Annotated in this window: 24 protein-coding genes; 16 read left to right on the top strand and 8 right to left on the bottom strand. The window is 64.6% G+C overall.

The genetic code is table 11. The features are described 5' to 3' along the window. Positions 1-3: 3 nt before the first annotated feature. On the top strand, positions 4-816 hold the full coding sequence (locus tag XH96_RS23305; protein ID WP_194387843.1) for an energy transducer TonB: 813 nt from the start codon (positions 4-6) through the stop codon (positions 814-816). Here the strand turns inward: XH96_RS23305 and XH96_RS23300 are convergent. From XH96_RS23300 to XH96_RS23290, 3 genes are all read right to left on the bottom strand, one after another. After that, a complete protein-coding gene (locus XH96_RS23300) occupies positions 804-1,226 on the bottom strand; it encodes a hypothetical protein (RefSeq protein ID WP_035674567.1) in 423 nt (140 codons plus the stop codon). The genes XH96_RS23305 and XH96_RS23300 overlap by 13 nt on opposite strands. Positions 1,227-1,282: 56 nt before the next feature. Then, positions 1,283-1,963, bottom strand: coding sequence for a site-2 protease family protein (locus XH96_RS23295; protein WP_061876814.1), 681 nt, complete (start codon positions 1,961-1,963; stop codon positions 1,283-1,285). A gap of 75 nt (positions 1,964-2,038) precedes the next feature. Beyond that, a complete protein-coding gene (locus XH96_RS23290; RefSeq protein WP_194387842.1) occupies positions 2,039-2,905 on the bottom strand; it encodes a LysR family transcriptional regulator in 867 nt (288 codons plus the stop codon). An 86-nt stretch (positions 2,906-2,991) separates the two neighbouring features. Here XH96_RS23290 and XH96_RS23285 point away from each other — a divergent pair, with 86 nt between their 5' ends. Further along, positions 2,992-3,873 carry a DMT family transporter gene (locus tag XH96_RS23285; protein WP_194387841.1) on the top strand — a complete coding sequence of 294 codons (882 nt, stop codon included), beginning with the start codon at positions 2,992-2,994 and terminating at the stop codon, positions 3,871-3,873. 16 nt (positions 3,874-3,889) lie between these two features. Here XH96_RS23285 and XH96_RS23280 read toward each other — a convergent pair whose 3' ends face one another. The 5 genes from XH96_RS23280 to XH96_RS23260 form a co-directional block, all read right to left on the bottom strand. Beyond that, entirely contained in the window at positions 3,890-4,282 is a 393-nt protein-coding gene (locus XH96_RS23280) for a hypothetical protein (protein WP_194387840.1), read from the bottom strand. Next, positions 4,263-5,009, bottom strand: coding sequence for an SDR family NAD(P)-dependent oxidoreductase (locus XH96_RS23275; protein ID WP_194387839.1), 747 nt, complete (start codon positions 5,007-5,009; stop codon positions 4,263-4,265). Before XH96_RS23275 ends, XH96_RS23280 begins: the two co-directional genes overlap by 20 nt. Positions 5,010-5,026: 17 nt before the next feature. After that, entirely contained in the window at positions 5,027-5,758 is a 732-nt protein-coding gene (locus XH96_RS23270) for an SDR family oxidoreductase (protein ID WP_194387838.1), read from the bottom strand. 132 nt (positions 5,759-5,890) lie between these two features. After that, positions 5,891-7,720: an IlvD/Edd family dehydratase gene (locus XH96_RS23265; RefSeq protein ID WP_194387837.1), complete on the bottom strand. Its 1,830-nt coding sequence runs from the start codon at positions 7,718-7,720 to the stop codon at positions 5,891-5,893. Between the two features lie 121 nt (positions 7,721-7,841). Continuing rightward, on the bottom strand, positions 7,842-8,942 hold the full coding sequence (locus XH96_RS23260; RefSeq protein ID WP_194387836.1) for a LacI family DNA-binding transcriptional regulator: 1,101 nt from the start codon (positions 8,940-8,942) through the stop codon (positions 7,842-7,844). A gap of 201 nt (positions 8,943-9,143) precedes the next feature. Here XH96_RS23260 and XH96_RS23255 point away from each other — a divergent pair, with 201 nt between their 5' ends. From XH96_RS23255 to XH96_RS23190, 14 genes are all read left to right on the top strand, one after another. Further along, the gene (locus XH96_RS23255) at positions 9,144-10,211 is read left to right on the top strand and encodes an ABC transporter ATP-binding protein (protein WP_028179109.1); all 1,068 of its coding nucleotides are present in this window, start codon (positions 9,144-9,146) and stop codon (positions 10,209-10,211) included. A gap of 54 nt (positions 10,212-10,265) precedes the next feature. Continuing rightward, the gene (locus XH96_RS23250) at positions 10,266-11,585 is read left to right on the top strand and encodes an ABC transporter substrate-binding protein (protein WP_194387835.1); all 1,320 of its coding nucleotides are present in this window, start codon (positions 10,266-10,268) and stop codon (positions 11,583-11,585) included. A 100-nt stretch (positions 11,586-11,685) separates the two neighbouring features. After that, positions 11,686-12,603, top strand: a complete 918-nt coding sequence (locus XH96_RS23245; protein ID WP_194394220.1) for a carbohydrate ABC transporter permease — start codon at positions 11,686-11,688, stop codon at positions 12,601-12,603. Then, the gene (locus XH96_RS23240) at positions 12,596-13,519 is read left to right on the top strand and encodes a carbohydrate ABC transporter permease (protein ID WP_061876804.1); all 924 of its coding nucleotides are present in this window, start codon (positions 12,596-12,598) and stop codon (positions 13,517-13,519) included. Before XH96_RS23245 ends, XH96_RS23240 begins: the two co-directional genes overlap by 8 nt. Before the next feature lie 68 nt (positions 13,520-13,587). Continuing rightward, complete coding sequence (gene denD / locus XH96_RS23235; RefSeq protein ID WP_194387834.1) at positions 13,588-14,574, top strand: D-erythronate dehydrogenase; 987 nt, start codon at positions 13,588-13,590, stop codon at positions 14,572-14,574. Positions 14,575-14,600: 26 nt separating this feature from the next. Continuing rightward, a complete protein-coding gene (locus tag XH96_RS23230) occupies positions 14,601-15,569 on the top strand; it encodes a sugar kinase (protein WP_194387833.1) in 969 nt (322 codons plus the stop codon). Positions 15,570-15,579: 10 nt separating this feature from the next. After that, complete coding sequence (eda, locus tag XH96_RS23225) at positions 15,580-16,230, top strand: bifunctional 4-hydroxy-2-oxoglutarate aldolase/2-dehydro-3-deoxy-phosphogluconate aldolase (protein ID WP_194387832.1); 651 nt, start codon at positions 15,580-15,582, stop codon at positions 16,228-16,230. Positions 16,231-16,290: 60 nt separating this feature from the next. Next, positions 16,291-17,460, top strand: coding sequence for an acetyl-CoA acetyltransferase (locus tag XH96_RS23220; protein WP_194387831.1), 1,170 nt, complete (start codon positions 16,291-16,293; stop codon positions 17,458-17,460). 122 nt (positions 17,461-17,582) lie between these two features. Further along, positions 17,583-17,789 carry a hypothetical protein gene (locus XH96_RS23215; RefSeq protein ID WP_124158772.1) on the top strand — a complete coding sequence of 69 codons (207 nt, stop codon included), beginning with the start codon at positions 17,583-17,585 and terminating at the stop codon, positions 17,787-17,789. Between the two features lie 129 nt (positions 17,790-17,918). Beyond that, positions 17,919-19,118 (top strand): CaiB/BaiF CoA-transferase family protein, encoded by a 1,200-nt coding sequence (locus XH96_RS23210; RefSeq protein WP_194387830.1) that lies wholly within the window; start codon positions 17,919-17,921, stop codon positions 19,116-19,118. A 125-nt stretch (positions 19,119-19,243) separates the two neighbouring features. Beyond that, positions 19,244-20,380 (top strand): thiolase family protein, encoded by a 1,137-nt coding sequence (locus tag XH96_RS23205; protein ID WP_194387829.1) that lies wholly within the window; start codon positions 19,244-19,246, stop codon positions 20,378-20,380. Then, a complete protein-coding gene (locus XH96_RS23200; RefSeq protein ID WP_194387828.1) occupies positions 20,377-20,736 on the top strand; it encodes a Zn-ribbon domain-containing OB-fold protein in 360 nt (119 codons plus the stop codon). The genes XH96_RS23205 and XH96_RS23200 overlap by 4 nt, the downstream gene beginning before the upstream one ends. Before the next feature lie 484 nt (positions 20,737-21,220). After that, on the top strand, positions 21,221-21,748 hold the full coding sequence (locus XH96_RS23195) for a carboxymuconolactone decarboxylase family protein (RefSeq protein WP_131871432.1): 528 nt from the start codon (positions 21,221-21,223) through the stop codon (positions 21,746-21,748). A 26-nt stretch (positions 21,749-21,774) separates the two neighbouring features. Continuing rightward, the gene (locus XH96_RS23190; RefSeq protein ID WP_061876794.1) at positions 21,775-22,077 is read left to right on the top strand and encodes a nucleoside triphosphate pyrophosphohydrolase family protein; all 303 of its coding nucleotides are present in this window, start codon (positions 21,775-21,777) and stop codon (positions 22,075-22,077) included. Positions 22,078-22,105: the final 28 nt, after the last annotated feature.

Raw genomic sequence — 22,105 nt, 5'->3', positions numbered from 1 at the left:
GCCATGTCGGACGAAGTCAGGCCATCCCGGAAGCTCTGGATCCTCGCGGCGGTCGCGGCGCTCGCGCTGCATCTGGGTGGTGCTGCGCTCGCGCTGGCGCATCTGCAGGCTGATGACGACGGCGACGGCCTTGGTGCCAACGGTGCAGAGTTCGCCGTCGAGATGGCATCGCCCAAGGCGCCCGAGACCGATCTGCCGCCCGGACCCGACAGCGAAGCGATGCAGGAACAGCAGGCGCTCCCCGAGCAGAAGGCCGAGACCAAGGAGACGGAGCTTCCAAAGGATCGGTCTCAGGAGGTCGAGGATCCCGACCGCGTCGTGACCGAGAACAACGCGAAGAAACCGACGGAGGACGATCCGAAGATTCAGGCGATCGAGACTCCGGCCGCCGAAGCCTCGCCGAAATCGGTTGCCACCGCGCGGCAGACGCTCGAGGAGGATGCGCGCGAGGCCGAGAAGGCACTGGCGCCCGTCATCGGTATCGGCAAGGACATCCTGAAGCTGACGGCCGATTGGAACCGCAAGATCAGCGCGCATCTGGCGCTGCACAAGGTCAATCCGGACGGCAAAGTGCCCAATAACCAGAAGGTCAAGGTGAGCTTCGCCATCAACCGGAAGGGCAACGTGCTGTCGGTGGATGTCGTGGAGTCGTCGGGGGACGCAGCCTACGATGCGGCGGCGGTGTCGATCGTCCGCAAGTCCGATCCCATCCCGCTGCCGCCCGCCGGACTGACCGAGGACCGGTTCGAACGTACGGTCGACATCATCTTCACTCCGGCGGACGCGAAGAAGAAAAAGACGGCTCAGCGCCAGTAGAGCCGGATCCCGACATAGACCACGACCAGGCACGCAAAGATCAGCGCTACCGGGAGCGGCCGTTTCTGGCTTCCGGCGAACGCCGCCGCTCCGAAGGACGCGGCCTTCTTCGGTTTCGGCGCCGGCCGGCGGAAGGCGGTAACATTGTCCGCCGCTGGTTCAGGCGGACGGGTGCGGACGTCGGGTGGCGATCCGGCGCCGCCCATCTCGACATAATAGGCCCTGTAGATCGCGCCGATGGTGGCCTCGCTGGCCTCGTTCTCGCTCATCTGCGTCAGCAGGTTCCTGTAGCTGGCGAGGAACTCCTGGGCCTCCGGTGGCAGTGCGGACGCCCCGTTGAGCTTGGCCATCATGTTCCAGGTGGCAAAATCGGCGCGGGCGCGGGTGTCGGCGCGTCGCGCGATCAGCATATCGGCAGCTTTGACCAAGTCGGCCTCTGGCCCTTCGGCGTGGGTGTTCTGTTCAACTAAACGTTGCCGGTCAAGAACAGAACAGCCTGAATCACATAACCGGTCAACGTTCGCAGTATTGCTGAAATAACATCAAGATTTAGACCGAACTGCGAACCCGCAAGCGGCAGCAGGATCAACAGGCCGATCAGGATCAGCATACCGAACGGCTCGAGCCGGGACAGCGGCGCGGCGAGGGGGCGCGGCAGCAGCCCGACCGCAACGCGCCCGCCGTCGAGCGGCGGAATCGGCATCATGTTGAACACAGCCAGGATCGCGTTGATCACGAGGGCATTCTTGAGGTTGTCCGCGACCCATTTCGCCGAGCTCGCGGGCACCAGGGGCAGGGCATGGAAGGCGAGGGCCGCGGCCAGCGCCAGCAGGATGTTGGTGACGGGCCCAGCCAGCGCCACCCAGACCATGTCGAGCCTGGGGTTGTTCAGCTTGCGGAAGTTCACCGGCACCGGCTTGGCATAGCCGAACAGGAATGGCGAATGCGCGAATAGCAGCATCGCGGGCAGGATCAGGGTGCCGAACGGATCGATATGCCGAAGCGGGTTGAAGCTGACGCGGCCGAGCTGCGAGGCCGTATTATCCCCGAGCCGGTCCGCGACGAAGGCGTGCGCGGCCTCATGAAAGGTGATCGCGAGCACCAGCGGCAGCACCCAGACGGAAAGATCATAGAAGGAGATGTTCACGGCTCGTCCGTTCCGGTTCGCACGCGCGCTTTGCAAGGCACGCCGTATAGGGCCACAACCCTTTACGATCTACTGTTATATGGTGCCCGATTCCGAAATTGCCCGCTGCAAATGATCCGCCAGCAGTGTCGCCGGACGCGACAGGTTGCGCGCGCGGTGGAGGCGGATGTCCGCCGCCGGTAGCGGCGGCAGGCCGTCGCGCTCGGACAGAACGCGCAGGCGAGGGGGCAGGGTGCCAGCCTTCACGACCGTGATCGCGAGGCCCTGCGCCGCGATCGCTTCCACCGCTGCAAGCGTCCGGCTGACGAAGGCGAGCCGCCAGGGACGACCAGCGGCATCGAGGGCCTCAGTGGCCCACTCGCGGAGCAGGCAGCCCGGCGGGTAGAGTGCGACGGGCAGCGTGGGGCGCTGTGGCCTGGCTGAATATGACGCGGCTGCGGCCCAGACCGCCTGCTCGCGTCTCAGCAGCTCGCCATTGCCGCTTCGTTCCGGATGCATGGCGATGACGAGGTCGTAGTCTTCGCCGAGCCGGGCCGGCATCGTCGCCGTCAGCCCCGTCTCGATCTCGACCCGGATCTCCGGACGACCTCTGGCAAAATGCGCCAGCAATGGCGGAATGACGATCGTGCCGTAATCGTCCATCACGCCGAGGCGGACCACGGCATCGCGCTTGCGCGGGCGGAGCGCGTCGACCGCTTCTGCATTGAGGTCGAGAAGCCGCCTTGCATAGACGAGGAGCTCGTGACCGGCCGCGCTCAGTGCCACGCCCGGCCTCGTGCGGTGAAACAGCCTGACGTTCAGCCGCTCTTCGAGGCGCCTGATCTGGACGCTCACCGCCGATTGGGTGCGGTTGAGGATCGCGGCCGCGCGCGTGAACGACCGATGATCGGCAACGGCGAGGAAGGCCCTCAGAAGGTCGGGGTCGAGATCGGACGTGGTCATGACGAAAACTTATCCTGGCATGACGGAAATTCCATTCCCCGTTTCGGCGCGTCTCCTATGCTACCCGAAAGCCATCGGGAGGAATCGTGGGCGAGGTTCTTGGCGTTTTTGCCGCCGTGTTGTCGAGCGCGCTGGGCGGGACGTCCATCGGTGCCACGCGCTATCTCGTGGGGAGCATCGATCCGCTCGCGATCGGCTCGTTCCGATTCGGCATCGGCTTTCTCCTGTTGCTGCCGCTCGCGCTGCTGCGCGGCGATCGCTGCCCGAAGCGAGGGGACTGGGCTGCGGCCGTCGCGCTCGGCATCCTGTTCTTCGCGCTGTTTCCGATCCTGTTCAATGCGTCGCTGATCTTCACGACCGCAGCGCGCGGCGCGCTTGCGTTGTCGACGCTTCCTTTGCTGTCGCTCGTGATCGGGGCTGCGCTCGGCGCCGAAGCCCTGACCTGGCGCAAATCGGTCGGTGTCGTGATCGCGACGCTTGGCGTTGCTGTGGCGCTTCTGTCCGATCTGACATCAGCCCCGTCGGGCGCCTGGCGCGGCGATCTCCTGATGATGGCGGCTGCACTGTGCATGGCGCTGTACGGCATCTGGTCGAAGCCGCTGATCCGGCGCTCCAGTCCGATCGCCTTTACCACCATGAGCATGGCGGCCGGCGCGGCCTGCCTCATCGTGCTCTCGTCTATCCGCGGCAGTTTTGCGCCCGTCGCGGGCTTCGGGATGCCGCAGTGGCTGGGAGCCCTTTATCTGGGTGCCTTCGGCGCAGCGCTGACCTTCTATCTCTGGGCCTTCGCGCTGGAGCGGACGACGCCGACGCGCGTCGCGATCTCGGTGACGGTCAATCCGGTCACGGCATCGCTGGTCGGGGCCTGGCTGTTGAACGAGCCGCTGCGCTGGAATCTGGCGGCCGGAATCGTCGCGGTGTTTGCCGGGATCTGGATCGCGACGACCGCGGGCAAAGGCAGGCGATGAACAAGCTCGATGGTCATCAGGAAGCTGATCGCTGAGGCTCCTCGATCGACCGCAGCGTGACCGACTTGATGCCATAGTGCATGTGACTGTAGCGCTTGACGTACTCCCAAGCGCTTTGCCTCGCTCCTATCAGACCCGTGAAGCGGAAATTGAGAGGACGACCACCGATCTTCACGAGCCAATACCAATTCTCCTGCTCGACGGTGACAGGAGCCTGCTCTGGCGCCTCGACGGCGGGACGCAGGAACCACTTGTCGTCCTTGGCTTCCCAATAGAACTCCATCAAGCTCTCCTCATCGCAGTGGCAAATGCGGACGTTGAGCGGCTCGTCCTGCGCCCCGAACCGCGCGCGCCGCACCGGCAGCCACCTTCCCGGATCATGGCGCTTCTCAATAGGTCGCGCGTCCACCGGAGATGTCGAACACCGCGCCGGTCGAGAACGCGCAATCCTCGGATGCGAGCCAGGCCACCATCGCGGCGAGCTCCTCCACCAGCACGAAGCGCCCCTTCGGGATCTTCGATAGCATGAAGTCGATGTGCTGCTGCGTCATCTGATCGAAGATCGCGGTCTTCGCCGCCGCCGGCGTCACCGCGTTGACGAGGATGTCGTGCGCGGCGAGCTCCTTGCCGAGCGATTTCGTCAGCGCGATCAGTCCGGCCTTGGACGCCGAATAGTGCGCCGCGTTCGGATTGCCTTCCTTGCCGGCAATGGAGGCGATGTTCACGATGCGCCCGTATTTCTGCTTGAGCATCACGGGCACGATCGCCTTGCTCACGATGAAGGGCCCGTCGAGGTTGATGCGCAGCACCTTGCGCCATTCCTCCAGATCCATCTCCCAGACCGGCTTGTTGACGCCGGCGATGCCGGCATTGTTGACGAGAATGTCCATCCTGCCGAAGGCGGCCAGCGTCGCATCGCGCGCCTGCTCGACGGCCGCGGTGTCGGTGACGTCGATCTTGAAGACTTTCGTTTCGCCGCCAATCTCCTTTGCCGTCTTCTCGGCGAGTGCGGCGTCGAAATCCCAGATCGCGACCTTGGCGCCTGAGGCGACGAAGCGCTCGGTGATGGCGCGGCCAAAGCCCTGCGCGCCGCCCGTGACGATAGCGACGCGGCCGTTGAGATCGATCTTGTTCATGAGATTGCTCCCGAGCGTCAGAGCATGTAGCCGCCGTCGACGACCAGATCGACGCCGGTGGTGAAGGCGCTCTCGTCGCTGCCGAGATAGACCGCCATGGACGCGATCTCCTCGGCGGTGCCGAGCCGGCCCATCTTCTGGCGGGAGATGAACATCTCCTTGCCCTGCGGTCCTTGCGCGGCGGCGCGGTCGAGCATCGAAGGGGTCTCGACGGTACCGGGGCAGATCGAGTTGCAGCGGATGCCCTTGGTGATGAAGTCGAGCGCGACCGCGCGCGTCAGCAGCGATACCGCCGCCTTCGACGCGCTGTAGACATAGCGATTGGCCGGCGGCCGCAGCGCCGCGCAGGAGGAGATGTTGACGATGCTGCCGCCGCCGCCCGCTAGCATGTCGGGCAGGAACGCCTTGATGGTCCGGTGCATCGATTTGACGTTGAGGTCGAACGAAAAGTCGAAATCCTCTTCCGAGCATTCCAGGATGGTGCCGTGGTGGACGAAGCCCGCCGCGTTGAGCAGAATGTCGATCTTGCCAACGCGCTTGGCAAAGGTGTTGACGTCGGCGGTGTTGCGGACGTCGAGCCTGGCGACCTCGGCGATGCCTTCCTTGGTCAGGCTCGCGATTCCGGCCTCGTTGATGTCGGTGGCGATCACGGTTGCGCCTTCGCGCGCGAATGCGATGGCGCATGCGCGCCCAATGCCTGCCGCAGCAGCCGTGACGACGGCGCGCTTGCCCTTGAGGCGGTCTGCCATGTTGTTCTCCTTTGAATTGTCGCTCGTCATTCCGGGGCGCGACACAGTCGCGAGCCCGGAATCCATAACCACGATCGGGAATATGGATTCCGGGCCTGCGCCTTGCAGCGCATCCCGGAATGACAGTCTTTCCTAGTGGTTGTCCCGCGCCACGCCAAACGTGCCGGCGACGTTCTGATAACGCGTGGCAAGCTCCATGCAGGCGCCGGTCGACTGCTGGCCGACGGTGTTGCGGTAGATCTCCTGCCAGGGCGTCTGGTTCGGCGGATGCTTGAAGCCGCCATTGGCCCTGAGCTCGGCATGGCGCTTCTTCAGCTCCTCGTCCGAGATCATGATGTTGGCGCTGCCCTTGTTGAGGTCGATACGCACCTTGTCTCCGGTCTTCAGGATCGCGAGACCGCCATTGGCGGCGGCTTCCGGCGAAGCATTGAGGATGGAGGGCGAGCCCGAGGTGCCGGACTGCCGCCCGTCGCCGATGCAGGGCAGGGACAGGATGCCTCGTTTGATCAGCGCTGCCGGCGGCTGCATGTTCACGACCTCGGCGCCACCGGGATAGCCGATCGGCCCGGTGCCACGGATGAACAGCACACAGCGCTCGTCGATGTCGAGTGAGGGATCGTCGATCCGCTCGTGATAATCCTCCGGGCCCTCGAACACGATGGCGCGGCCCTCGAAGGCGTTGAGGTCCTTCGGGTTGTTGAGGTAGCGGTCGCGGAATTCCTTGGAGATCACGCTGGTCTTCATGATCGCGGAATCGAACAGGTTGCCCTTCAGCACCAGGAAGCCGGCATCCTTCACCAGCGGCTTGTCGTAAGCCCAGATCACGTCGTTGTCGGGCTCCGGCGCATTCTTGCAATTCTCGCCGATGCCGCGGCCGTTGACCGTGACCGCGTCCTCATGAATGCGCTTGTGCTTCATCAGCTCCCGCACCACCGCCGGCACGCCGCCGGCGCGGTGGAATTCCTCGCCGAGATAGAAGCCGGCCGGCTGCATGTTGACGAGCAGGGGAACGTCGTGGCCGACTTTCTGCCAGTCCTCGATCGAGAGCTCGACGCCGATGTGGCGGGCCAGGGCGTTGATGTGGATCGGCGCGTTCGTCGAGCCGCCGATGGCCGAATTGATCACGATGCAGTTCTCGAACGCCTTGCGGGTTAGGATGTCCGAGGGTTTCAGGTCCTCCCAGACCATCTCGACGATACGTTTTCCCGTCTCGTAGGCGATCTGGCCGCGCTCGCGATAGGGGGCGGGGATCGCCGCACAGCCCGGCAGCGAGAAGCCGAGCGCTTCGGCAAGCCCGTTCATGGTCGAGGCGGTGCCCATCGTGTTGCAATGGCCGACCGAGGGCGCCGAGGAGGCCACGATCTCCATGAACTCCTCGTAGTCGATCTCGCCGGCCGCGAGCCGCTCGCGCGATTTCCATACGATGGTGCCGGAGCCGGTGCGCTCGCCATTGTGCCAGCCGTTGAGCATCGGTCCGCCCGACAGCACGATCGCGGGCAGGTTCACGGTGGCCGCCGCCATCATGCAGGCCGGCGTGGTCTTGTCGCAGCCGGTGGTGAGCACGACGCCGTCGAGCGGATAGCCGTAGAGGACCTCGACCAGGCCGAGATAGGCGAGGTTGCGGTCGAGCGCCGCGGTCGGGCGCTTGCCGGTCTCCTGGATCGGGTGGGTCGGGAATTCCATCGCGATGCCGCCGGCTTCGCGGATGCCCTCGCGGACGCGATGGGCAAGCTCGATGTGGTGGCGGTTGCAGGGAGAGAGATCGTTGCCGGTCTGGGCGATGCCGATGATCGGCTTGCCCGACTGCAACTCAGCACGGGTGAGGCCGTAATTCAGGTACCGCTCCATGTAGAGCGCGGTCATGCCCGGATTGTGCGGGTTGTTGAACCATTCCTGCGAGCGAAGGTGGCGGCGAGAACCGTTGCTGCCCGCGGCATGCCCATTGGTTGGTTTCTTTGTCATTGGTTTCTCCTGCAATGCAAACGCACCGGCGTCCGTCTCATGGTGTCGGCATGTGCGATGCCAACGGCGCGAGCGATGATCTGCGTTCCCGGCTGGGGTCGTTTCCTCACGAGTCAGAATACTAGTCGTGGCTACTTGGTAACGCTATCATTTTGTTCGCTGCGCCTGCGCCGGAAACGGCTGGCCTGCTGTCCGAACGTCGTGCCAACGAGCTTTGACGCTCGATCACCTTGAAGCCGAGATCGAGCACCGGCTGCTCCGGGCGCCGCCCTTCGATCGCGTTGATCAGCATGGTGGCGGCCGTCTTTCCCATCTCGTAGCGGTTGGTGCGGATGCTGGTGAGGGTCGGGACGGCGGAGGCCATGAATTCGAGGTCGTTGAAGCCGACGATCGCGATCTGCCCGGGGACTGCAATCTCCCGGCGCCGGCATTCGAACAGCACGCCGAGCGCAAGGTCGTCATTGGCGCAGAATACCGCATCGATGTCGGGCTCCCGCGCCAGGAGATCGGTGAACAGGGCTCCGCCGAGCGTCACCGACGTCGGCGTGGCCGTCGTGACGACGAGGCGCTGCTCGAACAGTCCGGCGTCCTTCATGGCCGAGACATATCCGTCCAGCCGCCGCTGCACCCGCGGGTCCATGCGCGCACCGACGAAGCCGATCCTGCGGTGACCTTGCTCGAACAGGTGCGCAACCGCCGCGCGTGCTGCATCATAGTGCGAAAAGCCGATCATCATGTCGACCGGATCCGGCCCGATCTCCATGATCTGCACGATCGGGCAGTCCGCGGCCTCCAGCATCGCGCGGGACTCGGCGGTCTGGTCGATGCCGGTGACGATCAGCCCGGCCGGCTTCTGCGCCAGAAACAGGCGCAGCAACTTCTCTTCCTGGAGAATGCTGTAGCGCGTGTTGGACAACTGGATCGAGTAACGGCTGCCCTCTGACGCGTCATAGATGCCGCGCAGCACGTCCGAGAACACGTTATTGGTGAGGGAGGGGATCAATACACCGATGACTTCGGTGCGTTGCGAGGCCAGCGCGCGTGCGGCAAGGTTGGGCACATAGCCGAGCTCCTTGGCGGCGCTCTCGACCCGCGTCCGCTTGGCGACCGACAGGGCCTCCGGATTGCGAAAGAAGCGGGACGCGGTAATCGGGCTGACGCCGGCGAGCTCGGCGACTTCGGCCAGCCGGATTTTGCCTGACTTGGTGCGTTTTCGACCCATTTGCTGCTCTTAACACAGTCAGTCCTGCAAACAAAGGAACGTTGACAGCGCTACCAGCAACGACTAACCAAAGACAAATTGCCAAAACCGCACAAACTACCGACAATGTCGCCCGCTAAGATCGGGCTTCGTTCGGTGAAGTCTGAAAAACAAGACGGTCGCGGCGCGAGAGGCGTCGTGGACTTTCGAGGAGGGAGCTAGATGTCGTCTGTGCAAATCCGCGACGTGCGGAAATCGTTCGGCAATTTTGAAGTCCTGCACGGCGTGACGATTCCGATCGAGGATGGCCAGTTCGTCGTCCTGGTTGGCCCTTCCGGCTGCGGCAAGTCGACGCTTCTGCGCATGCTCGCCGGTCTCGAGAACATCACCTCCGGCACGATCTCGATCGGCGACCGCGTCGTCAACAATGTCCAGCCCAAGGAGCGGGACATTGCGATGGTGTTCCAGAACTACGCGCTCTATCCGCACATGACGGTGGCCGAGAACATGGGCTTCTCGCTGAAGCTGCGTAATGCCAGCTCGGACGAGATCAACAAGCGCGTCAAGCGCGCCGCCGAGATCCTCGCGCTGTCGCCGCTGCTCGACCGCTACCCGCGCCAACTCTCCGGCGGCCAGCGCCAGCGCGTCGCCATGGGTCGCGCCATCGTGCGCGATCCGCAGGTCTTCCTGTTCGACGAGCCGCTGTCGAACCTGGATGCCAAGCTGCGCGTCGCCATGCGCACCGAGATCAAGGAGCTGCACCAGCGCCTGAAGACGACGACCGTCTACGTCACCCACGACCAGATCGAGGCCATGACCATGGCCGACAAGATCGTCGTCATGCATGATGGCATCGTCGAGCAGATGGGCACGCCGCTCGAGCTTTACGACAAGCCCGACAACCAGTTCGTCGCGGGCTTCATCGGCTCGCCCGCGATGAACTTCCTCAAGGGGCATGTTCGCGTCAACGGCGTTGCCACCTTCGAGGGGCCGAACGGCGTCAAGCTGCCGCTCAAGACCGCACCGGCGGGCTCGGACGGCCGGCCCGCAGTCTACGGCGTGCGGCCGGAGCATTTCACCATCGCCGATGACGGCGCCGAGGCCGAGATCATCGTGGTCGAGCCGACCGGCTCGGAGACGCAGGTGTTCGCCAAGGTCGGCGGCGAGCAGGTCGTCGCGGTCTTCCGCGAGCGTCACCAGTTCAACCCGGGCGACAAGGTGCGGCTGAAGCCCGACCCGTCGCTGGTTCATCTGTTCGACGATGCGACAGGCAAGCGCATGAACGCCTAGCGCATCAGACCACGAAGCATAAGACGATAAAAAAAGCATCACAGGGAGGACCACATGCAAGACTTTACCCGCCGGACTCTGCTTCAAGGCGGAACGGCACTGGCTGCGACCGGCATGCTGACCGGGCCGGCACTGTTCGACTTCGCCAAGGCCTGGGCGCAGAGCGCGCCCTGGAAGGCCGAGCCCGGCGCCAAGCTCACCGTGATGCGGTGGAAGCGCTTCGTGCCGCAGGAGGACGATGCGTTCAACGCGATGGTGGCGGCGTTCAAGGCCGCGACCGGCACCGAGATGAACGTGTTCAGCGAATCCTTCGAGGACGTGCAGCCGAAGGCCTCGGTTGCGGCCAATACCGGCTCCGGGCTCGATCTTGCCTGGGGCTTGCACACGCTGCCGCAGCTGTTCCCCACCAAAGTGCTGAAGATGAACGACGTTGCCGATTATCTCGGCCAGAAATACGGCGGCTGGACCGATGCGGCCGCCAAGACCTGCAAGCAGGGCAACGACTGGCTCGGCATTCCCGTCGCGACCAACGGCGGTTACATGACGTACCGCAAGTCGGCGCTCGAGAAGGCGGGCTTCAAGGAATTCCCGAAGGATTTCCCCGGCTTCCTCGAGATGTGCAAGGCCCTGAAGGCCAACAACACGCCGGCCGGCTTCGCGCTCGGGCACGCATCGGGTGATGGCAATTCCTGGCTGCACTGGGTGCTGTGGGGGCACGGCGCCTACACGGTCGACCAGAACGACAAGATCATCATCAACTCGCCGGAGACGGCGAAGGCGCTGGAGTACTGCAAGGGGCTGTACGAGAGCTTCATCCCGGGCACGGCGTCCTGGAACGATTCCTCCAACAACAAGGCGTTCCTCGCCGGCGAGCTCTATTGCACGGCGAACGGCATCTCGATCTATGTCGCCGCCAAGACCGACGCGAGCAAGAAGGAGCTTGCCGCGGACACCTATCACGCGCTCTGGCCGGTCGGACCGGTCGGCAAGCCGACCGAGCTGCAGCTCGCGCTGCCGATCCTCGCCTTCAACTTCACCAAATACCCGAACGCGGCGAAGGCCTTCGTTGCCTTCATGCTGGAGAAGGAGAACTACGAGAAGTGGCTGGATGGCGCGCAGGGCTATCTGACGCAGACCTTGAACGCCTATGAGTCGGCGCCGATCTGGACGGCGGATCCCAAGAACGCCGTGTTCGCGCAGGCGTCCAAGCGGACGCTGCCGGCGTCCGGTATCGGCACGGTCGGCGAGAAGGCGGCGACCGCAATCGCCGATTTCATCGTCGTCGACATGTTCGCCAACTACTGCACCGGCGCCAAGGATACGAAGGGCGCGATGGCGGACGCCGAGCGCCAGCTGAAGCGCATCTATCGCTGACGGTCACGGAGCGGGCGGCCGTCCGGCCGCCCGCTCGTCAACATTTCGATCAGGGATATCGGGCATGGCTGATGTCGCAATTCCCCGGGCCAAGCCTCAGATGAGCGAGGCGAGCGCCTGGACCCAGCTCAAATACAATCGCAACTGGCTCGGCTTCTGGTTCATGGTGCCGGCCATGGCGTTCCTGATCTTCTTCCTGGCCTATCCGCTCGGGCTCGGGATCTGGCTGTCGTTCACGGACACGCGCATCGGCAGGGTCGGGCACTTCATCGCCACCGAGAACTACGAGTGGCTCTGGGACGACTCCATCTTCTGGCTGTCCGTATTCAACACGCTGCTCTACACCTTCGTCGCAAGTGCCTTCAAATTCGCGATCGGACTCTATCTCGCGCTGCTGCTCAACGAGCACATGCCGTTCAAGGCGATGCTGCGCGCGATGGTGCTCATCCCCTTCATCGTTCCGACCGTGCTCTCGGCACTCGCCTTCTGGTGGATCTTCGACTCGCAATTCTCGATCATCTCCTGGTCGCTCAAACACCTCGGCCTGATCAACCAAAACATCAATTTCCTCGGCGACACCACCTGGGCGCGGATCTGCGTGATCTTCGCCAATGTCTGGCGCGGCGTTCCGTTCGTGGCGATCACGCTGCTCGCGGGCCTGCAAACCGTCTCGCCCTCGCTCTATGAGGCGGCAACGCTCGACGGCGCCACGCGGTGGCAGAATTTCCGCTACATCACCTATCCGCTGCTGACTCCGATCATCGCCGTCGTGATGACGTTTTCAGTGCTCTTCACCTTCACCGACTTCCAGCTGATCTGGGCGATGACGCGTGGCGGTCCGGTCAATGCCACCCACCTGATGGCCACGCTGTCCTATCAGCGGGCGATCATCGCCGGGCAGCTCGGCGAGGGCGCGGCGATCTCCAGCGCCATGATCCCGTTCCTGCTCGCTGCGATCATGGTGTCCTGGTTCGGCCTGCAGCGCCGCAAGTGGCAGCAGGGAGAGAGCAATGACTGACCTTCCTGCCTCGAAAGTCGATCTCAAGTCGGTCATATCGGCGCCGTCGCGCGTCGACAACAGCGAGGGCATGAGCTACCTGCAGTCGGTTCCGCGCAGGCTCGTGACGCTCTATCTGCCGCTCACGATCATCGTCGTGGTCCTGCTGTTTCCGTTCTACTGGATGGCGCTGACCTCGGTGAAGCCGGACGAGCAATTGCTCGATCTCGACAAGTACAATCCGTTCTGGACCTGGAATCCGACGTTCAAGCACTTCCACAAGCTGCTGTTCGAGAGCTACTATCCGCATTGGCTCTGGAACACAATGTACGTGGCGATCTGCGCCACGGTGCTCTCGATCGTCGCATCGGTGTTCGCGGCCTACGCCATCGTGCGGTTGCGCTACAAGGGCGCCAATCTCGTCGGGGGACTGATCTTCCTCGCCTATCTCGTGCCGCCGTCGATCCTGTTCATTCCGCTCGCCACCGTCGTGTACCAGTACGGTCTGTTCGACTCGCCGCTGGCGCTGATCCTGACCTATCCGACGATCCTGATCCCGTTCTCGACCTGGCTGTTGATGGGCTACTTCAAGACCATCCCCTTCGAGCTCGAGGAGTGCGCGCTGATCGACGGGGCGAGCCGCTGGCAGATTCTGGTCAAGATCGTGGTGCCGCTCGCGATTCCCGGCCTGATCTCGGCCTTCATCTTCTGCTTCACGCTGTGCTGGAACGAGTTCATCTATGCGTTGACCTTCCTGCAGTCGACCAGCAACAAGACGGTGCCGGTCGCGATCGTCAACGAGTTCGTGGACGGTGACATCTACCGCTGGGGCTCGCTGATGGCCGGAGCCCTGGCCGGTTCGCTGCCGCTCGTGATCCTTTACGCCTTCTTCGTGGAGCATTATGTGTCGGCGATGACCGGCGCCGTGAAGGAATGATCGCGGGGCTTGCCGGGGGCGCATCAGGAGCGGTGCGCTTCTGCCAATAAGTAAGAAGGAGTAGGCTCTTGCACATTCTGGTTCTGGGCGCCGCCGGCATGGTCGGCCGCAAACTCTGTGAACGGCTGTTGCGCGACGGCCGGCTCGGCAAGAGCGATATCACGAAATTGACCATGCATGACGTGGTCGAACCCAAGAAGCCGGAGAAGGCCGGTTTTCCCGTCGAGACCGTGTCGGGCGATTTCGCCGTGCCGGGCGCGGCCGAGAAGTTGATCGCCGACCGCCCCGACGTGATCTTCCATCTTGCTGCGATCGTCTCGGGCGAAGCCGAGCTGGATTTCGACAAGGGCTACCGGATCAATCTCGACGGCACGCGGATGCTGCTCGACGCGATCAGGCTCGTCGGCGGCGGCTACAAGCCGCGCGTCGTCTTTACGTCCTCGATCGCGGTGTTCGGTGCCCCGTTTCCGGATGCGATCGGCGACGAGTTCTTCCACACCCCGCTGCTCAGCTACGGCACCCAGAAGGCGATTGGCGAATTGCTGCTCGCGGACTATTCGCGCCGCGGTTTCCTCGACGGCATCGGCATCCGCCTGCCGACCATCTGCATCCGCCCCGGCCTGCCCAACAAGGCCGCATCGGGCTTCTTCTCCAACATCCTTCGCGAGCCGCTCGCCGGCAAGGAAGCGATCCTGCCGGTGTCCGAGGACGTCCGCCACTGGCACGCCACGCCGCGCTCGGCCGTCGGCTTCCTGCTTCACGCCGGCACCATGGATCTTGCCACCGTCGGCCCGCGCCGCAATCTGACCATGCCGGGCCTGTCGGCCACGGTCGGCGAGCAGATCGCCGCCTTGAAGCGGGTTGCCGGCGAGAAGGTCGCCGCCCGCATCAAGCGTGAGCCGGACCCCTTCATCGTCGGTATCGTCGGCGGCTGGCCGCGCAATTTCGACCCGAAGCGTGCGCGCGAGCTCGGCTTCACTACGGCCGAGAAGACTTTCGACGACATCATCCGCATTCACATCGAAGACGAGCTCGGCGGCAATTTCGTCGCCTGAGATCTCTGACTGAGCGGGCCCTAGTGATGGCGAGCGTTGCCTGCATCGGCGAATGCATGGTCGAGCTCAGGCAGGCGCAAGGAGGCGCGTCCGCCGGGCAGGGGGGCGGCCTGTATTCACGCGGTTTCGGCGGTGATACCCTCAACACCGCCGTCTATCTGGCGCGACTCGAGATCAAGGTCGACTATCTCACCGCGCTCGGCGATGACGGTCTCAGCGATGAGATGATCGCTGCCTGGAATGCGGAGGGCGTCGGCACGCGGCGGGTCGTGCGGCTGGCGGGCAAGCTGCCCGGCCTCTATATGATCCAGCTGGACGCGAAGGGCGAGCGCCAGTTCTTCCACTGGCGTGACAGCGCGGCGGCGCGGCAGCTGATGAGCCTGCCGGAGACGGACGAGATTCTCAACTCGCTGATGAGCTACGACGTCGTCTATCTTTCCGCGATCACGCTCTCGATCTACGACGCTCCCGGACGCGAGCGGCTGTTCGCGGCGATCAAGCGGGCGCGCCTGCTCGGCACCCGGTTCGTGTTCGACACCAATTTTCGCGCACGCGGCTGGCCGGATCGCGACGTCGCCCGCGAGGTCTTTGCCGCAGCCTTCGCGACCGCCGACATCGTGCTGACCTCGACCGAGGACCTGCTCGCGCTGTATCCCGGCGAGAGCCACGACCAGCTGATGGCGCGTATCCCGAGCCCGGAGCTGGTGTTCCGGCTCGCCGAGCCCGTCAGCCTGCTGCGCTTTCCCGGCGGGACCAGCGAGGTTCGCGCCGAACCCATGACGAAACCGGTCGTCGACACCACCGCCGCCGGCGACAGCTTCGCCGCGGCCTATATCGCGGCGCGGCTCGCCGGTTCCGGTCCGGTCGAGGCCGCCCAGGCCGGACATCGCCTCGCCAGCCTCGTGATCTGCTATCCCGGCGCCATCATTCCGGGCTATGCCATGCCCCCGAAGAAGCGGCACCGGCCGGCGGCCTCTCGCCAGGCGACCAAATGAATCGAGACCTATGACCACGAGCGCCCAACAAAATCACCTCGTCGCGCTGTTCAAGGCGGCGACCGTCATTCCCGTCCTCACCATCGAGCGCATCCAGGATGCGGTGCCGCTGGCCCGTGCGCTGGTTGCCGGCGGCGTCCGCACGCTGGAGGTGACCCTGCGCACCCCCGTCGCGATCGAAGCCGCGAGGGCGATGATGGCCGAGGTGCCCGAGGCGGTCGTCGGCATCGGCACGATTCTCAATCCGGCCGACTTCACCCGCGTCGAGAAGCTCGGTGTTGCGTTCGGCATCAGCCCGGGCCTGACACCCGATCTGCTGAAGGCCGCAACCGACAGCTCCTTGCCGTTCGCGCCGGGCATTGCCACAGCCTCCGAGCTGATGATGGCGCTGTCCTACGGCTTCGACGTCGCAAAGTTCTTCCCGGCCGAGCAGGCTGGCGGCATCAAGGGCCTGCGCGCCCTCGGCGGGCCGTTCCCGAACGTGCGGTTCTGCCCCACCGGTGGCGTCGGCGAGGCCAATGCGGCGAGCTGGCTGGCGGAGCCCAATGTGGTTGCGGTCGGCGGCTCCTGGCTGTGCCCGACGGCGGAAATCCGGGCCGGGAACTGGGCCGGCATAACTGCCATCTGCCAGCGCACCGTCCAGGCCCTGAAAGCCGCGTGAAGTCTTGCCATCTCTGGGCTAAGACTTAGCTCAGGAAGAGATCCCCAGGGAGAGAACATCATGACCGCCAGCATCGTCGGATGGGCGCATACGCCGTTCGGCAAGTTCGACACCGAAACCGTCGAAAGCCTCGTCACCCGCGTGGCCAACGAAGCGCTGGCGGATGCCGGCATTTCGGCCGGCGACGTCGACGAGATCGTGCTCGGCCATTTCAACGCCGGCTTCTCCCCGCAGGACTTTACCGCCTCGCTGGTGCTCCAGGCCGACCCGAAGCTGCGCTTCAAGCCGGCGACCCGCGTCGAGAACGCCTGCGCCACCGGCTCCGCCGCCGTTCACCAGGGCCTGCGCGCGATTGCCGCAGGGGCCGCCAAGATCGTCCTGGTCGTCGGCGTCGAGCAGATGACGCGCACGCCTAGCGCCGAGATCGGCAAGAACCTGCTCAAGGCGTCCTACCTGCCCGAGGACGGCGACACCGTCGGCGGCTTCGCGGGCGTGTTCGGCAAGATCGCCAGTTCCTATTTCCAGAAATATGGCGACCAGTCAGATGCGCTGGCGCTGATCGCGGCCAAGAACCACAAGAACGGCGTCGCCAATCCCTTCGCCCAGATGCGCAAGGACTTTGGCTTCGACTTCTGCCGCGCCGAGAGCGAGAAGAACCCCTACGTCGCAGGCCCCTTGAAGCGCACCGATTGTTCGCTGGTCTCCGATGGCGCCGCGGCGCTGGTGCTGGCCGATGCCGAGACCGCCAAGGGCATGAGCAAGTCGATCGGCTTCCGCGCCACCGCGCACGCCCAGGACTTCCTGCCGATGAGCAAGCGCGACATCCTCCAGTTCGAGGGCTGCACGGTCGCCTGGCAGCGCGCCCTGGAGAAAGCGGGCGTGACGCTGTCCGATCTCTCCTTCGTCGAGACCCATGACTGCTTCACGGTCGCCGAGCTGATCGAGTATGAAGCGATGGGCCTGACGCCGAAGGGGCAGGGCGCCCGCGCCATCAAGGAAGGCTGGACGCTCAAGGACGGCAAACTGCCGGTCAATCCCTCCGGCGGCCTGAAAGCCAAGGGCCATCCGATCGGCGCCACCGGCGTCTCGATGCATGTGATGACCGCGATGCAGCTTGCGGGGCAGGCCCCCGATGGCATGCAGCTCAAGAACGTCAAGCTCGGCGGCATCTTCAACATGGGCGGTGCGGCCGTCGCCAACTACGTTTCCGTGTTGGAGCCGCTGAAGTAGGTCTAGTAGGGTGGGCAAAGGCGCGTAAGCGCCGTGCCCACCAATTTCCTTGCGCTAGATCATGGTGGGCACGCTTCGCTTTGCCCACCCTACGCACCTGATTGATTGGCAGGGAATGCATCATGAGCAATGACTACGAAGACTCGCTGTCGATGGACGCGCTGAACGACCGCATCGCGATCCTCGAGGACAATATCCGCCAGCTCATCGAGCAGGCAGCTGCCGCCTCGGGCGAGCAGAACGAGTCGCGCATCGCCGACCGGATCAGCCAGCAGAACGAAGAGCTCGACCGGCTCCTGAAGATCCGGGAATCCCGCCAGAAGAAATAGCGGCCGATATCGCCGCCGCGCTGCGCATGCCGCCATACGCCGCCCGCCCTTGCGCGAGCGGCGGCGCTGCCGTTAGCTGGACCGAATTCGCGGGCCGCGTCTTGAGCCTCGCGCAATCGGGAGCGAACGATGGGGCCTCTGAAGGGCATCAAGGTCATCGACATGACCACCGTGTTGATGGGTCCTTATGCGACCCAGATGCTCGGCGATTACGGAGCTGATGTCATCAAGGTGGAGTCGCTGGACGGCGACGTCACCCGCCTGATCGGCCCGATGCGACACGCCGGCATGGGCCCGGTGTTTCTCAACACCAACCGCAGCAAGCGTTCGATCTGCCTCGACCTGAAAAAGCCCGCCGGCCGCGAGGCCGTGCTGCGGCTGCTGAAGGACGCCGATGTCCTGGTCTACAACGTCCGCCCGCAGGCCATGGCGCGGCTTCAGCTCGGCTACGATGTCGTGTCCGCCATCAACCCGCGCCTGGTCTATGCCGGCGTGTTCGGCTTCGGCCAGGATGGGCCCTATGCCGCAAAGCCCGCCTATGACGATCTAATCCAGGGCGCGACGGCCCTTCCGGCTCTGATGGCGCAGACCGGCGACGGCGTGCCGCGCTACGTGCCGAATGCGCTGGTCGATCGCATCGTCGGCCTCACCGCCGTCGGGGCGATCTGCGCGAGCCTCGTGCACCGCGACCGTACCGGCCGCGGCCAGCGCGTCGACATCCCGATGTTTGAGACTATGGCCGGCTTCGTCATGGGCGATCACATGGGCGGGCTCACCTTCGAGCCGCCGCTCGACAAGGGCGGCTATGCCCGCCACCTCTCGCGCGACCGCAGGCCCTACAAGACTTCGGACGGCTATCTCAGCGTCATCGTCTACAACGACAAGCAATGGGAGAACTTCTTCAAGGCGACCGGGCGCGACGATCTGCGCGCCGATCCCAAATTCGCGACCTTCGCGGGCCGCGCCGCCAACATCGATGTGGTCTACGCCGAGCTTGCGCGCATCTTCGAGACGCGCACCACGGCCGAGTGGATCGACCTGCTCACCAGGGCCGACGTGCCGGTCATGCCGATGCACGACCTCGCCTCGATCCTGCACGACGAGCATCTGGAGGCGACAGGTTTTTTTCCGGTGGTCACGCATCCGACCGAAGGTCCGATTCGCAGCATGAAGGTGACGGCGACCTGGTCCGAGACCGAGGCCGAGCCGGTGCGCCTGGCGCCGCGGCTCAACGAGCATGGAGCGGAGATCCTGCGCGAGATCGGCTACTCCCAGGACGAGATCGCCGCCATGGTGCGCGACGGCGTCACGCGTGACGCGCCGGAGTAGGGAGGAGTGATGGCGCGCAATCTCTCATCCGTCATTCCGGGGCGATGCGTCAGCATCGAACCCGGAATCTCGAGATTCCGGGTTCGGTCCTGCGGACCGCCCCGGAATGACGAGGGGGAGAGAGTATGAGCTTCATCACCGGCGTCGGCCTCACGCCGTTCGGCAAGCACGAAGGCTCGTCCTCGCTCGACCTGATGAGCAAGGCCGCCCAAGCCGCGCTCGACGATGCCGGGCTGACGCGCTCGGACATCGACGGCATCCTTTGCGGCTACTCCACCGTTTCCCCGCACATCATGCTCGCCACCGTCTTTGCCGAGCATTTCGGGATTCGTCCGTCTTACGCCCATGCCGTGCAGGTCGGTGGCGCCACAGGACTCGCGATGACGATGCTCGCGCACCAGCTCGTCGACGCAGGCGTCGTGCGCCACGTGCTCGTCGTCGCCGGCGAGAACCGCCTCACCGGACAGAGCCGCGATGCCTCGATCCAGGCGCTGGCGCAGGTCGGCCATCCCGACTACGAGGTGCCGCTCGGCCCGACCATTCCCGCCTATTACGGCCTCGTCGCAAACCGCTACATGCACGAATATGGCGTGACCGAAGAGGACCTCGCCGAGTTCGCGGTGCTGATGCGCGGCCACGCCTGCACCCATCCCGGCGCGCAATTTCACGATCCCATCACGATCGCCGACGTCATGGCCTCCAAGCCGGTGGCGATGCCGCTCAAGCTGCTCGACTGCTGCCCGGTCTCCGACGGCGGTGCGGCGTTCGTCGTCAGCCGCGAGCAGACAGGGGACGCGGGTGTGCGCATCCGCGGCTGCGCCCAGGCGCATACCCATCAGCATGTCACGGCCGCGCCTGGCCTCAGCGAGCTCGGTGCCGAGATCTCCATCGCGCACGCCAGGCAGGCGACAGGCCTTGCCATCTCCGACGTGCGTTACGCCGCGCTCTACGACAGCTTCACCATCACGCTTGCGATGCTGCTTGAAGACCTTGGCCTTGCCGGCCGCGGCGAGGCGGCCGCGCGCGTCCGCGCCGGCCATTTCGGCCGCGACGGCGCCATGCCGCTCAACACCCATGGCGGTCTGCTCAGCTACGGCCATTGCGGCGTCGGCGGCGCCATGGCGCATCTGGTCGAGGCGCATTTGCAGATGACGGGCCGGGCGACGAATCGGCAGGTGCGCGATGCCTCGATTGCGCTGCTGCACGGCGACGGCGGCGTGCTGTCGTCCCACGTGAGTATGTTCCTGGAGCGGGTGCGATGAGCGAGCGTCTCGCGGACTGGACCAAGGGCGAAGAGGCGATCACGTTTCAGGCCTGTGACGCGTGCGGCCATGTGCAGTATTTCCACCGCGCCTTCTGCGCGGCCTGCGGCGCACCTGATCCGCGCGAGCAGCGCGCCAGCGGCAAGGGCAGGGTCTACGCGACCTCATTGGTCTGCCGCGCGGCAACACCCGAGACGCGCGCGCACGTGCCCTACAACATCCTGCTGGTCGATTGCGTCGAGGGATTTCGCATGATGGCGCACGGCGCGAACGATCTCGCCATCGGCGATTCGGTCGTCGCGAGCTTCAAGCCCTTTGCGGGAAAGTTGGTGCCGTACTTTACCAAGAGCAAATAGCGGGGATCCGTCATTCGGGGGCGGTCATACGACCGAGCCTGGAACGGGTATTCTGGGCTTGGCCTGTGCGAGGGCCACCCCGGAATGACGAAAACGCTAAAACTCGAACTAACGCCCGTAGAACAAGATGCTGGCGATGACGAGCATCGCTGTCACCGCCAGCATATGCGCGAGCGCTCCCGAGGCCGCCCCCTTGGTGGCTTCCTTCATGCCGTTCTCTCCCTAGACTTGGGCATGACTCATCGTTGCGCGGCTAGCGCACCCGACGGCCAATTGTTTTTTACTCGGAACACCCCACTTGCGAGTACTCACCGCGATTTGTCCCCACGCGGCGAATATCGACTGTCTCAGGGTCGATCAGCAATGCGGCGGCAATTTGACTCGATGATGTTGCTCCTGCGTCCGCCCGCGAATAGAGTCTGTGGGAACTTATCCCCGCAACGACAAAAAGCATCAAAAGCTCAGGGAAAACTTCAGGAAAATCATGGCCCGCATTCAGTACAGCGACCCGTCCAAGGCATCCGACCGCACCCGCGAAATCCTCGACAAGAACCGTCATGCCAACATCTTCCGCATGATGGCGCACTCGCCGAGCTACTTCGAGCAGTACTGCCGCTTGGGGGGCGCTATCAGGCACAAGGGCGAGCTCGACCCGATCGTACGCGAGCTCGCGATCACCCGCACCGGCATCTTGTGTGAGGCGCCGTACGAGATCGTCGCGCATAAGCGCATCGGCAAGAATGTCGGCGTCACCGACGAGCAGAACGAGGCGCTCGAGAACTGGCAGGCGGCGTCCTGCTTCAATGAGGTGCAGCGCGCCGCGCTCGCCTTTACCGACGAGGTCGTGAAGCTGAAGAAGCCGACGGACGCGACGTTCAAGGCGATCGCGTCGAAGCTGACGCCGGCCGCTCTGGTCGAATTGCAGCTCTCGGTCGGCTTCTACATCATGACCTCGAAATTCCTGGAGACCTTCGAGATCGACCTCCAGCCGGTCACTGAAGTGGTGGGCTGATCAGACTGAAGCGGCGAGGGAAGCCGATGACGATCGATGAATATGCGGCTTGGGCCGCTGGCGTTGCCAAAGTCGACGAGCATCCGTCCAACGAGCGGTTGTCCTATCTCGGTCTTGGCCTTGCCGGTGAATCCGGCGAGGTCGCCGACCACATCAAGAAGCTCTTGCGCGACGATTGGCTCGACAAGGCGGGTCTCGTCGAAGAGCTCGGCGATGTCGTCTACTACTGGGCCTGCCTGTGCGCCGCCACCGGCCAGCAGCCATCCGCGCTGCTCGATGCCAGTGCCGCCAAGATCAAGCGACGTATCAGCGAAGCGGCGAGCCGGTAAGCTTGAGCTGGGAAGTCCGGCGTCATGG

It is taken from the genome of Bradyrhizobium sp. CCBAU 51765 (genome assembly GCF_015291725.1).
In the GTDB taxonomy this organism is placed as follows: Bacteria; Pseudomonadota; Alphaproteobacteria; order Rhizobiales; family Xanthobacteraceae; genus Bradyrhizobium; species Bradyrhizobium liaoningense.
The sequence above is the reverse complement of the archived record's forward strand: the minus strand, read 5'-3'. Positions and strand labels throughout refer to the sequence as shown.